12 protein-coding genes are annotated in these 14,050 nt (G+C 72.9%); 5 read left to right on the plus strand and 7 right to left on the minus strand.

What is annotated here, in order from left to right; all coding sequences use genetic code 11:
- Positions 1-70: 70 nt before the first annotated feature.
- The gene (locus ABZ914_RS03035; RefSeq protein WP_500191267.1) at positions 71-1,243 is read left to right on the plus strand and encodes a HEAT repeat domain-containing protein; all 1,173 of its coding nucleotides are present in this window, start codon (positions 71-73) and stop codon (positions 1,241-1,243) included.
- A 37-nt stretch (positions 1,244-1,280) separates the two neighbouring features.
- On the opposite strand, the gene ABZ914_RS03040 is transcribed toward ABZ914_RS03035, so the two are convergent.
- From ABZ914_RS03040 to ABZ914_RS03065, 6 genes are all read right to left on the minus strand, one after another.
- Positions 1,281-2,897 carry an amidohydrolase gene (locus tag ABZ914_RS03040; protein ID WP_500191269.1) on the minus strand — a complete coding sequence of 539 codons (1,617 nt, stop codon included), beginning with the start codon at positions 2,895-2,897 and terminating at the stop codon, positions 1,281-1,283.
- A gap of 119 nt (positions 2,898-3,016) precedes the next feature.
- Positions 3,017-3,835 (minus strand): ABC transporter ATP-binding protein, encoded by an 819-nt coding sequence (locus ABZ914_RS03045; RefSeq protein WP_500191270.1) that lies wholly within the window; start codon positions 3,833-3,835, stop codon positions 3,017-3,019.
- Positions 3,828-4,784 carry an ABC transporter ATP-binding protein gene (locus ABZ914_RS03050; RefSeq protein ID WP_190857782.1) on the minus strand — a complete coding sequence of 319 codons (957 nt, stop codon included), beginning with the start codon at positions 4,782-4,784 and terminating at the stop codon, positions 3,828-3,830. Before ABZ914_RS03050 ends, ABZ914_RS03045 begins: the two co-directional genes overlap by 8 nt.
- Positions 4,784-5,635, minus strand: a complete 852-nt coding sequence (locus ABZ914_RS03055) for an ABC transporter permease (protein ID WP_500191271.1) — start codon at positions 5,633-5,635, stop codon at positions 4,784-4,786. The genes ABZ914_RS03050 and ABZ914_RS03055 overlap by 1 nt, the downstream gene beginning before the upstream one ends.
- On the minus strand, positions 5,632-6,591 hold the full coding sequence (locus ABZ914_RS03060) for an ABC transporter permease (RefSeq protein WP_500191273.1): 960 nt from the start codon (positions 6,589-6,591) through the stop codon (positions 5,632-5,634). The genes ABZ914_RS03055 and ABZ914_RS03060 overlap by 4 nt, the downstream gene beginning before the upstream one ends.
- Positions 6,588-8,207: an ABC transporter substrate-binding protein gene (locus ABZ914_RS03065; protein ID WP_500191274.1), complete on the minus strand. Its 1,620-nt coding sequence runs from the start codon at positions 8,205-8,207 to the stop codon at positions 6,588-6,590. Before ABZ914_RS03065 ends, ABZ914_RS03060 begins: the two co-directional genes overlap by 4 nt.
- Before the next feature lie 158 nt (positions 8,208-8,365).
- Here ABZ914_RS03065 and ABZ914_RS03070 point away from each other — a divergent pair, with 158 nt between their 5' ends.
- From ABZ914_RS03070 to ABZ914_RS03080, 3 genes are all read left to right on the plus strand, one after another.
- Positions 8,366-9,439 (plus strand): LacI family DNA-binding transcriptional regulator, encoded by a 1,074-nt coding sequence (locus ABZ914_RS03070; RefSeq protein ID WP_500191276.1) that lies wholly within the window; start codon positions 8,366-8,368, stop codon positions 9,437-9,439.
- Between the two features lie 105 nt (positions 9,440-9,544).
- Complete coding sequence (locus ABZ914_RS03075; RefSeq protein WP_500191278.1) at positions 9,545-11,947, plus strand: cellulase family glycosylhydrolase; 2,403 nt, start codon at positions 9,545-9,547, stop codon at positions 11,945-11,947.
- Between the two features lie 148 nt (positions 11,948-12,095).
- Complete coding sequence (locus tag ABZ914_RS03080) at positions 12,096-12,806, plus strand: histidine phosphatase family protein (protein ID WP_500191279.1); 711 nt, start codon at positions 12,096-12,098, stop codon at positions 12,804-12,806.
- Between the two features lie 108 nt (positions 12,807-12,914).
- Here ABZ914_RS03080 and ABZ914_RS03085 read toward each other — a convergent pair whose 3' ends face one another.
- A complete protein-coding gene (locus tag ABZ914_RS03085) occupies positions 12,915-13,397 on the minus strand; it encodes a carboxymuconolactone decarboxylase family protein (RefSeq protein WP_500191281.1) in 483 nt (160 codons plus the stop codon).
- Between the two features lie 420 nt (positions 13,398-13,817).
- Here ABZ914_RS03085 and ABZ914_RS03090 point away from each other — a divergent pair.
- The coding region (locus tag ABZ914_RS03090) for a hypothetical protein (protein WP_500191282.1) at positions 13,818-14,050 on the plus strand (233 nt) is incomplete at its 3' end.

Consider the following 14,050-nt stretch of genomic DNA (forward strand, 5'->3'; position numbering starts at 1 on the left):
CACATGGCATCGGATCCGGCCACCGGCTTGCTCGAGTACAAGAAGTGGCCATTTCGGCATTATGGGCGACATGAGAAAGAACGATCCGCTGGCAGGGCTCGATGCTGTCGAGTGGACCCGGCTCCGCCACGCCTACGGCACGGCCGGAAACGTTCCCGGACTTCTGCGCGCTTTGATGTCCCCTGACGAGAACAAGCGAGAAAACGCTCGTTCCGCGCTGCACGACAATGTCTGTCATCAGGGTTGCAGGTACGAGGCGGCCGCGCCGACAGTGCCGTTCCTGCTGGCGATCGCCGCCGACCGTTCGATGCCTGACCGTGCCGAGCTTCTTCAGCTGGTGTCGGAACTAGCGGTCGGATGGGCCGACGAGCACTCGCCCCTAGGCGTCGATATCAAGGGTTGGCGGCGCGAACTGGCCCGAATGCACGCGGCGGACCCGCGGAAGGAGCAGCGCCGCGCCCGCGACGAAGGTCGGGTCTTCGACGACTTCCAGGAATCCCTGCACGAGACCACCGTCGCATTGGCCGCCTACGATGCGGTCCGGGCCGGATTGCCGACCGTGCACCGCCTGCTGAGCGACTCGGACTCCAGCGTGCGGGCCACCGCCGCATACCTGCTCGGCTGGTTTCCCGAGGAGGCCGCCGCGTCGACTCCGCCGCTGCGCGCGTTGTGGAACGTCGAGACCGTCCCGGCCGTCACCGTCAACGCGATCATCTCGCTGGGGCTGCTGTCCGACGGCGGCCTCATCGACCGGATGCGGGATCGACTCACCGGCGACGAACCGCTCGTACGCTACGGCGCCGCCATCGCGCTGATCCGCATGGGCGTCACGGACGCCGCCGTCATCGCCGAACTCGCCGCGGCCTGTACCCGCCCACCCGAGGCGGACGGTCCCGGGTTCCTGGGGTGGGACTTGCGGGCCTATGCCGCCGAGAGCCTGGGCATGCTGGGCGGTGCGGCACCCGCCGAGGCGGTCGACAGCGTGTTGGACGGCCTTTCCCGCAGCAGCGACTTCGGGGCATGCCCGGTGGCCGCGGCCGCACTGTGGCTGACCTTCGGCACACCGCCGCGCCCCTCGCTGCCGCCGCTCGACCAGCTCACACCCCTGCAGCGGCGTACCGTCCGCACCCTGGCCTCACTGCCCGAGACCACTTGGCACATTCTCGACTTCCGCGAGCTACTTGAGGCCTGGGGCGTCTCCGGCGACCGGGACACCTGCCGCCGCTACGCCGGTCTCGCCTGAATGACCCCAACGCCCGGCCGAACGGGCTCCCTGCGTATCAGACGAGTGGGTCCGGGTGGACCTGCTCGCCTTCGACGAACGTGGCCTTGACGGTCACCTCGGCGAGCCGTTCCGCCGGCACGGTGTACGGGTCCGCGTCGAGCACCACCAGGTCGGCGTACTTGCCGACCTCGATGGTCCCGGTCTCGGCGTCGAGGTGGTTCACGCGGGCGCTGCCGAGCGTGTAGGCGGTGAGCGCCGTTGCCAGGTCGAGCCGCTGCTCCGGCAGGAACTCCTCCGTGTCCTCGCCGGGCGCCACCCGGTTGACCGCCACGTGCAGGCCCCACAGCGGGTCGGGGCTGCTCACCGGCCAGTCGCTTCCGGCGGCCAGGGCCGCCCCGGTGCGGTCGAGGGAGCCGAAGGGGTACTGCCAGGACGCGCGCTGCGGCCCCAGGAAAGGGATGGTGAGCTCGTCCATCTGCGGTTCGTGCGCCGCCCACAGCGGCTGGATGTTCGCGGTCACGCCGAGGGCCGCGAAGCGGGGCACGTCGTCGGGGTGCACGACCTGCAGGTGGGCGATGTGGTGCCGGTTGCCGCCCGGCCCGTTGATCGTCCGCGCGCGGGCGAAGGCGTCCAGGGCCTCCCGGACGGCACGGTCGCCCACCGCGTGGACGTGCACCTGGAAGCCCGCGGCGTCCAGCAGTGTCACGTATTCCTGGAGCTCGCCGGGGTCGATGAAGCTCATCCCGTGGTTGCCGGTGCTGCAGCCGCAGCCGTCGAGATAGGCGGAGGTCATGGCGGCGGTGAAGTTCTCCGCGACGCCGTCCTGCATGATCTTGACGGTGCCGGCGCGGAACCGGCCGGCGCCGCCGCGGCGGGCCAGGAGTTCGGGGATCTGCTCGGCGCCGCGGTCCCTCTCCCACCACAGGGCACCGGCGACCCGGCCGGTCAGCGTGCCCGCCTCGGCCGCCGCCAGGTACGCCCGCTGGATCTTCGGGTCGACCATCGCGTCCTGCCAGGCGGTGACGCCGGCCGCGTGCAGTCGCCGCTGCCCCGCGCGCAGGCCGCGCAGCATCTCGTCGCCGGTCGGTTCGGGGACCAGCCGTCCGACGAGGCGGGCCGCGCCCTCGTGCAGGGTGCCCTGCGGGGTTCCGTCCGGCTCCCGCTCGATCCGGCCGTCCGCGGGGTCGGGTGTCGCGGCGCCGATCCCGGCGAGGTCGAGGGCCCTGGTGTTGACCCAGACCCCGTGGCCGTCCTGGTTCACCAGGTGGACCGGGCGGTCGGGCACCACCGCGTCGAGGGCGGTGCGGGACGGCGTCCCGCCCGTGAACCAGTCCATGGCCCAGCCGCCGCCGACGATCCACGGCAGATCGGGATGGGCTTCGGCGTAGTCCCGGACGACCCGCAGCGCCCCGGCGGCGTCCCCGGCGGCGGCGAGGTCGCAGCGGATCATGGTGAGCCCGGCCATGACCGGGTGGACGTGCGCGTCCTGGAAGCCGGGCAGCAGCGCGCCTCCGCCGAGATCGACGATCCGGGTGCCGGCGCCGGCGAGCGGCCGGATGTCCTTTTCGGATCCCACGGCGGTGATGCGGCCGGACTCGACCGCCACCGCGGTCGCCGTCCGGCCGGTCACCGTGCGGACCAGGCCGTTCCGGAAGATGAGATCGGTGGGCATGGGAGGCTCCTCAGAATGATGCGGGCCGCGACGGCGGCCGGCATGAGCTCAGGCCGGTGACAGCTCACGGCCGCGGAACGGGCGCAGCGCGCTCGTCGCGGAGAGGTGGGGGAGGTCGTTCACGGGCTCTCCTCGGCGAGGGCACGGCGGTCGGCGGCGATCCGGGCCGGATCCCAGCCGCGCCGCGGGATCGAGTCGAGCAGGAGACGGGTGTAGGGGTGCTCGGCGCCGGCCAGCACTCTCGCGGTGGGCCCGGACTCGACGACCCGGCCCCGGTGGAGCACCAGGACGTCGTCGGCGACGTGGCGTACCAGCGCGAGGTCGTGGCTGACGAACAGGTAGGCGATCCCGAGGGTCTCGCGCAGTTCGCGCAGCAGCTCGACGATCTGCGCCTGGATCGAGACGTCCAGCGCGGCGGTCGCCTCGTCGAGGATCAGCACCTTCGGCTCCGTGGCGAGCGCGCGGGCGAGGGCCGCGCGCTGGCGCTGCCCGCCGGAGAGGCGTTTCGGAAGCGCGCCGGCCTCCCGCACGCCCAGGCCGACCCGGTCCAGGAGTTCGTCCCTGCGGGCGAGCCGCTGCGCCCGGCTGAGATCGAAATGCAGGCGCAGCGGTTCCTCGACGCAGTCGCCGACGGTGATCCGGGGGTCGAGGGACAGGTAGGGGTCCTGGAACACCATCTGGATCTGCCGGGCCCGTTCGAGGCGCGCGCCCCGCCCCCTCGCCGGCCCCGTGCGGTCGGACCCGCAGGCGCTGATCCGCCCGCCGTCGGCGCGTTCCAGGCCGACGAGCAGCCGCGCGGTGGTCGTCTTCCCAGAGCCGGACTCGCCGACGAGGGCCAGCGAACCACCGGCCCGCAGCGTGAACGACACGTCGTCGACGGCGACCTGCCCGCCGAAGGACTTGCGCAGGCCCTCGGCCTCCAGCACGGGCTCAGTCATGGATCGGTTCCTCCGCTCGCAGGCACGCCACGTGCGCCGCCTCGATCCGCCGCAGGACGGGCTCCGCCTCGGTGCATCGCTCGACCGCGCGGGGGCAACGGGCGGCGAAGGCGCAGCCGGGCGGCGCCTCGGCCAGCGACAGTGGACGGCCCGGGATCCCGTGCGGCGGCCGGGGGGAGTCGATGCGCGGCGTCGCGGCCAGCAGTCCCGCCGTGTACGGGTGGCGGGGCCGGTCGAAGAGATCATCGGCGGACTGCGTCTCGACGATCCGCCCCGCGTACATGACGTAGATCCGGTCGCAGATCGCGGCGGCCAGTTCCAGATCGTGGGTGACGAACAGCATCGCCATCCCGCGCTCGGCGCGCAGCCGGGTCAGGATCGAGACGACCTCCGCCTGGGTGGAGACGTCGAGCGCGGTGGTCGGCTCGTCGGCCAGCAGCAGCCGTGGTCCTCCGGCGAGCGCGCCGGCGATCATCACGCGCTGGAGCATGCCGCCGGAGAACTCGTGCGGGCGCCTGCGCAGTGCCCCGCGCGGGTCGCGGATTCCCACCGACTCCAGCAGCGACTCCGCCTCCTTCAGCGCCTGCCGCGCCGGCGTCCCCGCGGCCCGCAGGCCCTCGGTGACGAAGTCGCCGATGCGGCGCAGCGGGTTGATGGAGGCGCGCGGGTCCTGGAACACCATCGCGGCCTCGCGGCGCCGCAGCTCCGTCAACCGCGCGGCACCCATGGCGAGGACGTCCTCGCCGCCGACCCGCAGCCGGCCGGTGGCCGTCGCTCCGTCCGGCAGAAGCCCCAGGACGGCCCGGCAGGTGACCGACTTCCCCGATCCCGACTCGCCCACCAGGCCGACCGCCTCGCCGGGGGCGACGTGCAGGGACACGCCGTCCAGGATCGGGCGGGCCGCGCGGCCTCGCGCCAGCCGAACGCCGAGGTTCTCGATGTCCAGCATCACCGCTCCCGCTTCGCGACCCGGTCGGCGATGCCCTCGCCGACGATGCCGAAGGCCACCACGGCGATCACGATGGCGGCTCCCGGCGCGAGCGCCGGGAGCAGCGCGCCCTGCAGCAGGGCGGGCGCCCCCTCGTTGATCATCGCGCCCCAGTCCGGGGTGGGCGGCTGGACGCCGAAGCCCAGGAAGGACAGCGCGGCCAGGTCCATCAGCGCGTACCCGAAGTTGATCGCCGACTGCGCCAGGACCAGCGGGGCGATGTTCGGCAGGAGATGGCGCAGGCAGATCGTCCGGCCGGAGCATCCCTGCACCCGGTACGCCTGGATGTAGGGGCGGGTCATCTCCTGGCGCGCCACGCCGCGCACCAGCCGTCCGACGTAGGGGGTGTACGCGACGCTCATCGCCGCGACCGGGGCCGCGAGCCCGGAGCCGAACATCGCCACCAGCACGATGGCCAGCAGCAGCGCCGGGAAGGCGAACACCAGGTCCATCACCCGCGACAGCACCGTGTCGGCCGGTCCCCCGCGCCACGCGGCGGTCAGGCCGACCAGCAGGCCGAGCACCGTGGACGCGACGACGACGGCCAGGGGCTCGAGCAGCCCGGTCCGCGCGCCGTAGATCAGCCGCGTCAGGATGTCGCGGCCGGACTGGTCGGCGCCGAGCGGGTGCGCCGCGCTCGAACCGCTGAGGGTGGCCGACAGGTCGACCGCCTCGGGATCGTGCGGGGCGATCAGCGGTGCGAACACGGCCAGGACGACCAGGACGCCCAGCACGGCGAGCGCGGCCGTGACCAGGCCGTCCCCTCCGCGCAGCCGCGGCATCGCCCTCCGCCGCAGGGGCAGGGCGCTCATGCGGCACCTCCCTTCGCGTGGGTCAGGCGCGGGTCGATGAACGGGTGGAGGAGGTCCACGAGCAGGTTGGCTCCCACGAAGGCCAGGACCACCAGGAGGCTGACGGCCTGCACGACCGGGAAGTCCTTGACGGTGACGGAGCTGACCAGCAGCTGGCCGATGCCCGACAGCCCGAACGCGGTCTCCACGATCGACGTGCTGACCAGCAGCCCGGCCACGACCGTCCCGGTGACCGTGCTGATCGGGCCGAGCGCGTTGCGCAGCACGTGGCGGCGGATCACCGCCGCCCGGGGGACGCCGCGCGAGCGGGCGACCTCGACATGCTCGCGCGCCAGTTCCTCCAGCATGGAGGCCCGGGTCACGCGGGCCAGCAGCCCGGCGAAGGTGAGCGCCAACGCGATCGCGGGCAGCGTCAGGTGGGCGGCCCGGCCGCCGAGGCCGCTGCCGTTGCCGAACGCCGGGAACCAGCCCAGCTTCACCGAGAAGACCGAGATCAGCGCGATCGCCGCGACGAAGGCGGGGGTCGCGGTGGCCACGCCGGTCCCCACGAGGACGAGCCGGTCGACCAGCCCCGGCCGCAGTGCCGACAGGGCGCCGAGCGCCAGCCCGGCGAGCAGGATGAGCACGGCCGCGTAGCCGACCAGCCACAGCGTCGTGGGCAGCCGGGCGGCGATCAGGCCGGCGACGTCCTGCCGGAACTGCACCGACCGGCCAAAGTCCCCGCTCAGCGCTCCGCCCGCCCACTTGAGGTACTGCACGGCGAAGGGGTCGTCGAGGTGGTACTGCGCCCGGACGGCCGCGATCGCCTGCGGCGAGGCCGCGCGGCCGTTCATCAGGAACGCGGCGGGATCGCCCGGTGCGAGATGAACGGAAGAGAACACCGCGATCGATGTGGCGACCAGGGTGACGAGCAGTCCGGTGAGGCGCCGGACGAGGAATCCGACCGGCGCGCTCAACCGGCTGCTCCCAGCGGCGCCGCCCACGGGTACTCTAGCTGCGCGATGCTGGTCGGCGCGCCGGTCACCCGCTTGTTCAGGAACAGGCTGTGCGGGACCTCGTACAGCGGGATCCACACCAGATCACCGACGGCGATCCGCTGGAGTTCGGCGACGACGGCCGCCCGCTTCTGCGGCTCGGGCTCCGCCTCGGCCTGGTTCACCAGCCGGTCGTAGCGCGGGTTGGAGTATCCGCCGTAGTTGCTGAAGTTGCCGCTCTGCAGAATCCCGTAGAACTCGAGCGGATCGGGTGTCGAGTCGTACCAGGTCGTCATCACGAGGTCGAGCCCCGCTCGCGCCTTCGGATCGGAGAACAGCGCGGTGTAGGCGTCCGGCGCGACCGTCCTCAGCCTGACGTCCAGCCCGATCTCCCGTCCGGCGGACTGGACGGCGTTGGCGATGACGGCGATCTCGGGAGCCAGCGTGCTGGTGGCCATGACGATTCTGCGGCCGGTCGCCCCGGCCTCCCGGACGAGCTTCTTCGCCGCGGCGACGTCGCGCGTGGGTCGGGGCAGACCGGCATAGGCCGTCTTCGCCACCGCGGGCGCGATGGCCCAGGCACCGGTCGCGGCCGGCGCCTGGGCCGGCGTGCCGACCCCGGCCGCCCCGGCCTTGATGATCCCGGCCCGGTCCAGGGCCATCGACAGCGCCCGCCGGACCCGGACATCGCCGAGCGTTCCCTTGAGGTTGGTCGGGATCAGGCTGACGGCGGTGGTGTTGGGCCCGAAGTAGAGCTTCCCGGCGGACGAGGCGCGCAGCTTCGCGAATCCGGACGGAGGCAGCAGGTACCCGCCGTCGACCTGCCCGGACAGCAGAGCGTTCACCCGGGCGGCCGGGTCCTGGATGAAGACGTTCTTGATGGTGCTGGTCTTCGGGGCCAGGCTCGGATCCCAGTAGCCCTCGACCTTCTTCAGCGTGATGGCCTGCCCTTTCTGCCAGCTCTCCAGGGCGTAGGGGCCCGTGCAGTCGACGCCGCCGTCGGGCGTGCCGTACTCCGCGCCGGCCTTGGCGAGGAACCGGGCGCTCTCGATGGTCCCGGCCGAGGTCCCCATCTCCTCGTTGAAGAGCTGGTCGGGCCTCTTGAGCCGGACCGTCACCTGCATCGGCCCGGTCTTGTCGATCGATGCGACGTTCTGGAAGGACGAGATCCAGTACGAGCCGACCTTGGGGTCCATGTGCCGCCGCAGGCTCGCGACGACGTCCTCGGCGGTCAGCGCGGATCCGTCGTGGAAGCGCACCCCCGAGCGGATCGTGTAGACCCACCGTTCGGCGTCCGGTGACGCGGCGGTCGCCAGACCCGGCACGACCTTCAGATCCGGCGTGATGCGCTGGAGCTGCTCGCAGACGTTCGCCAGGACCGTGTTCGGCGGATAGTCGTAGGCGTGGGCGTAGTCCAGCGACTGCGGTTCGGCGTACAGCGACCACGTGGCCGAGGCGAGAGGCCCTCCCGCTCGCGGGGTGTCCTTGGAGATCTGGAACGCGGCCGAGCCGGCCGTGCCCGTCTTGGAGGCACCGCCGCAGGCGGTGGCCGCGAGCGCGATGAGGGCCGTCGCGGCGGTGGATCGGGCGGCGCGCAATGGACCACCTCTTTCTCGAACGAGCCGCGGCTCACGGCGCGGCGAGGTGCGGCCAAGTATTGGTGAAGGAACGTTCCCGCACAAGGCTTTGCAGGAACGATTCCGCAGAGCTGGACCAGGGGTACCGCAACGCCCCGGCAGCTGACAGGATCTGGTGGATGAGTCCACCCGCACCGCGAGTCCGGCTGGTCGACGTCGCCCGGGCCGCCGGCGTCTCCAAGACGACCGTGTCGGCCGCGCTGAACGGGTCCGGCCGGTTGCCCGAGGCCACACGCCGCCACGTCCGCGACGTCGCCCACCGCCTCGGCTACCGTCCGAACGCCACCGCGCGCCTGCTGCGCGCGGGGCGCACACGGCTGCTGGGGCTCGCCGTCCGCGAGTACTCCGAGACGCCCTGGGTCTACTCCGAGCTCGCCTACTTCTCCCAGCTCGCCAGCGCCGCCAGCCGCACCGCCCTCGGGCACGGCTACGGCATCGTCCTGCTGCCCACGACCTCGCCGGGCGACTGGTGGCTGGACCTGCCCTTGGACGGTGCCATCGTCATCGATCCCACGGCGGACGACCCGATGGTCGCCGACTTCCTGTCCGGCGGAATCCCCGTGGTGAGCGACCGCCGCGCGCTGGACGCCTCAGGCCGTCCCGAGGACGCGGAGAGCCTCGGACGCTGGGTGGACTTCGACTACGCGGCCGCCGCACTGAGCGTCCTGGACCATCTGGCCTCCTCCGGAGCGCGCCGCGTCGCGCTGGTCACCGCGGCGTCCACCTCCAGCTTCTTCGAGGAGTCCGAGCGCGCCTACCGGGCCTGGTGCGAAGACCACGGGCAGGAGCCGCTGCTCACGGCCACCGCCGCACCGGGCCATTCGGAGGCACTGGAGGCGGTCGACGAACTGCTCGCGGCGGCCGGTGAGCCGCCCGACGCGCTGTTCACCCTGGTCGAGACCAGCCCGCCGCTGCTGCTGGACCGGCTCCGCCGGCACGGCCTGTCCGTCCCCGACGACCTGCTCCTGGTGGCCACGACCGAGGACCCCACCGCCGCCTTCAGCGACCCGCCGGTCACCACGCTCAGCTTCCTGCCCGCCGAGACCGCCAAGGCCGGCGTGGAACTCCTTGTGAACGCCTTCGAAGGACGCGACACCCCCCGGGGCCACCTCTTCACGGCTCGTCTCGACGTCCGCGCCTCCTCGACGCCCCGAACCCGCGGCACTGCCCTGCCGTCGGTGCGGGTCCGGTGACCTTCCTCGGGCCTGGCGGGGCGGTCCGTTCCTCGGGCTCCCGCAGGGGCTAGCAAATGTGAGACTTATTCATGTACTTTGGCGATCCCCCGTGAAGGAGATCGCATGCGTTCGCGATGGCTCGTGCCGACGGTCGTGGGCGTGGTCCTGGCCCTTCTCATCGCCGGAGCGCTGATCGATCCGGTCGGGTTCTTCGCGTTGCTGGGGATGCCCGGGCGTGCGATGCCGGCCGCACGGTGGCAGGTGGCGCCCCTCGCCGTCTACGTGCCGCTGCTGGTGGCGGGCACGGCGCTCGTCGCGGCGGCATTCGGGCATCTCGGAAGGCGAGCGCGGTTCGCGACGGTGTGGGCGGGGTTCGTGCTGGCCGCCGTGGTCGCGAAGGCCGTCATGGCGCTGGCGGCCACCGCGCCCGCGCTGAACGTCGCCGACCTGCTGTGGTCGACGAGCTTCACCGTCCCCAAAGCCGCCCTGTACGCACTGGTCCCCGCCGCGGCGACCCTTCCCGTGCAGGCGGGCGAGCGCCCGGACGGGGAGCCCGCGCACCGGGCGCACTGGCCGATCGCGGTCATCGGCGTCGCGGCGGTCGCGATGACCGGGCCGTGGGTGTCCTCGCACTGGTCACGGGACCTGCCGCACGGCCTGCCATCGGCCTCCCCGCAAGGCGGGGCGGCCGGGCTCCTCGCGGGCCTGCTGGTCCTGCTCCTCGCGCTCGCCCGCACGCAGCGGACCTTCGCGCGCCGGTCCCGCACGGCCGCCGGGGCCTTCCTCGGCGGATGGCTGGCCGCGATGTGGGCGGGCATCGTCCTCGGGGCCGTTCAGGTCGCCGGGCTGGTGGTCGTGGACGGGCCGGGTGCTCCCTTGCAGACACCCGCCGCGCTGTGGGTCCGTCTCGGCGAGGGGGCGTCCTTGGGGGCCGCCGTCGGCTGGGTTCCCGGGCTGTTCGCCCTCCTGGCCGCTCGCGGCGCGTTCCGGTGGCCCGCGGCGCGGACCGTCCAGGCCGCGGCCCTGGTCACCGCGGTCGTGGTCGCCGGCGCGGCGGGGGCGGTGGCCGCCGCGCGTCCCGAGCCGCCGCCCGCGCCCCGCAAGGCCGTGGCCGCCGCGTCCGGGACGGAGTTGTCGGCGTTGCGGGTCGTGCGGGGGAAACGGCCGCGGATCGTCGACGGCGAGGGACGGCAGGTCCTGCTTCGCGGGGTGAACGTCAACCAGCTCGTCGACTTCTACGCGCCGCGCCCGGGCGTCCCGGCGACGCTGCCGCTCAGCGAGGACGACTTCGCGCAGATGGCCGCGCTCGGGCTGAACGTGGTGCGCCTGGGGGTGTCGTGGTCGCGGATCGAACCGCGTCCCGCCCGGTACGACGAGGGGTACCTGCGGCAGATCGACCAGGCCGTGGCCTGGGCGAAGAAGCACGGGCTGTACACGGTGATCGACATGCACCAGGACGGCTGGAGCAACGCGCCCACCCCCCGAGGGACGTCCTGCCCGCTGGGCACGTCCAAGATGTATGGCTACGACGGCGCGCCGGCGTGGGCGACCAAGACCGACGGCGCGCCCCGCTGCCAGTTCACCGGACGCGACATCTCGCCCGCCGGGGACCGCGCGTTCACCAACTTCTACTACGACCGCGACGGCGTCCAGAGCCGCCTGGTCAAGGTGTGGGCCATGCTCGCCGCACGCTTCGGCGCCGACCCCGCGGTCGCCGGGTTCGACCCGCTCAACGAACCGGGCTTCGGCGAGCAGGCGCCGCTGACCTCGACGCTGCTCCTCGGCCGCTTCTACGACCGTGTCCTGCGCGCCGTCCGCGCCGCCGAGAGCCGGCCGCACCCGCTGTTCCTCGAACCGAGCATCTTCTGGTCCGGCACCGGGTTCGACGCGGTCCCGCGCGGCTCCTTCACCGCCGATCCCGACATCGTCTTCGCACCCCACCTGTACGCCGAGTCGATCACCATGGACGCCTCGCTCGGCCTCCCCGTCATGACCTCCGTCGAGCACGGCTTCGTCCTCGCCCGGCGCGCCGCCGGCGACATGCCGGTGTGGAGCGGCGAATGGGGATTCTGGGGCGACGACGGCCCCGTGGCCGACCGGCTGCACCGCTACGCCCGCCAGGAGGACGGCGACGCGATCGGCGGCGCGTTCTGGGTCTGGAAGCAGGCGTGCGGCGACCCGCAGAACGGCATCGAACCCACCGGCAACGGGCTCAACAACCTCGACTGCGCGACGGGACGCTTCCTGCCCCGCGACGCGGCCGCCGTCCAGGAGATCTCGCGAGCCTTCCCGCACGCCGCCCCGGGCATCATCACCTCACTGCGATCCCTTCCCGGCGGACGGCGGACGTTCCGGCTCACCGGAAGATCATCCGCGGGCGGCTGCACCCTGGAGGTCTGGGTGCCAGGGAACGAACGCCCCGCCCCAGCCGCGACCGGCATCGACCGGATCGACGCGCGACGAGTCGAAGGCGGCTGGATGGTCACCGGCTGCGCCCACGGCTCCTACCGGCTGACGCTCAACTGAACGCACACGAGAGCCGGCCCTGAAAGCTCTGATGTCCTCGTGGAGCGAGTCGTTAGGGTGACGCCATGATCAACAGTGCGGGCGCCGCGCTTGCGCGCCGGGAGGGCCCGTGACGGCGCGCAAGCGCGGAGCGCGGAGGATCGTCCTGATGAGGCACGGCCGGACGGTGTGGAACGTCCAACGCCGCTTCCAGGGCACGACCGACGTCCCGCTGAACGGCGTCGGCGTCCGGCAGGCCGCGAGCGCCGCCCGGCTCCTCGCCGCCCTGCGGCCCACCGCGATCGTCTCCTCCCCGATGCAACGGGCCGTTGCCACCGCCCAGGCCCTCGCCGATGCCACCGGCCTCACCGTCACTTGCGATTCCGACCTCACCGAACGCGGCGGCGGCGTCTGGGAAGGACTCACCGGCGACGAGATCCGCGCCCGCTACCCCGCCGAACACGCCGTCTGGCAGCCTCCCGGCGGCGAGACCGAGGAACAGGTCGCGAAACGGTTCAGCGCCGCCCTGGAACGCGCCCTGGAAAGCGTCCCCGACGGAGGCGTCCTCGTCGTCGTGTCGCACGGGGCCGCCATACGCATCGGCATGCTGCACTGGCTCGGCTACCCGGAGGAACTCTGGAGTCGGCGGCCCGCTCGGCTTCGTGGCCGGTCGGCGGGATGGAGCCTGCTCCGCGTCGTCTGGAGATCGTCGAGAAGGCCCGGCCGGATCCGGCTCGGGCGAGCGGTGCTCGGCCGCTCCGTCGGGCTCTCCAACGGGTGCTGGTCCGTCATCGAGGAAGGCCGCAGGGGCTGGCGGCTCGTCGAGCACAACGCCGGCCCCCGGCTCGACCCCGTCCTCGGTGACGAGAACCGGTCATGACGACGGGTTGATCGTCACCGGGAGCACCGCGACGCCCTGAGACCGTGACCCGGTTTCCGGAGGTCCGTCCCGTCCGGAGCGTTCGATCCGGACGGGACGGGCGTGGGGTCAGCCGAGTGGGGTGGGCTCGTAGTCGCCGCCGCGCTGGCCGACGATGACGGCCATGCGGTTGGTGGCGTTGATCAGGGCGATCAGCATCACCAGGTCGGACAGCTGGTCCTCGTCGTAGTGCTCGGCGGCGTCCGCCCATGCCCGGTCGGTGACGCCGCCGCCGGCGTCGGCGATGCGGGTGCCCTCCTCGGCGACCTGCAGGGCGGCGCGCTCGGCGTCGGTGAACACCGTGGACTCGCGCCAGGCCGCGACCAGGTTGATGCGGGTGGCGCTCTCCCCGGCGTGCGCGGCGTTCTTGCTCCACACGTCGGTGGCGTAGCCGTCGCCGTTGATCTGGCTGGCGCGCAGCACGACCAGCTTCTGGGTCTCGGGCGGCAGTGTCGATTCCTGGAGGATCGTCTGGCTCGCCGCTCCGAAGTGCTTGGCGGCCTTGGCGGCGGTCGTGGTCGGGTCGCTGAAGAGGTTCAGACGAGCAGCCATCGTGAGCTCCTTGATGTCGTGAGCGGTCGGACAAGAGATGCCGGCGACCTGGAATCTGTGACGGCCGGACCAAGGTGGCGTACGCCACATGTCCGTCTCGGGGCGTTCGCCGTCCGCCGCCGTTGACATCCCGTTGATGCCGGACGAGCCGTCCGGGGCGGGTGAAATTGATCTTCATCCGCTACGATCCGATTCGCCGGTTGTGTGCGACGGCGGCGACGCACGTCCACCGTGCCGGCCGCCGTTCGCGCCGTCCGGTGCGGCCGCCCGCGAACGATGGGAAACCATTTCCCCCGCGACGGCGTCGAAGATCTTGGTCGGCGGCGCGGTCTTCGCGGCCGCCGGGTGTCCCCCCAGGCGTGGCCTCCTTCCCGGTCGTCCGGGAGAACCGGCCGCTCCCCCGAACGCGAGGAGACCTCCATGAATTCGTCCGGCCGGCGCCTGCCGCTGGTGGCCCCGGTGGCCGCGCTCGCGCTGGCGGCCGCAGGAGTCGTGGGCACGGCAGGGACCGCGAACGCGGCCCCCCGCCCGCCGCGAGGCGACGCGGTCGTCCAGGCGGCCCCTTCCCTCATGGCGCCGAAGGTCGCGGGGGGGCGGGGCGGCCCCGCCCCCCCCCCCGCGGCGCGTTTGTGGGCGCGGGCCGGCCCGAAAAC

The organism is Spirillospora sp. NPDC046719, assembly GCF_040645715.1.
GTDB lineage: Bacteria > Actinomycetota > Actinomycetes > Streptosporangiales > Streptosporangiaceae > Spirillospora.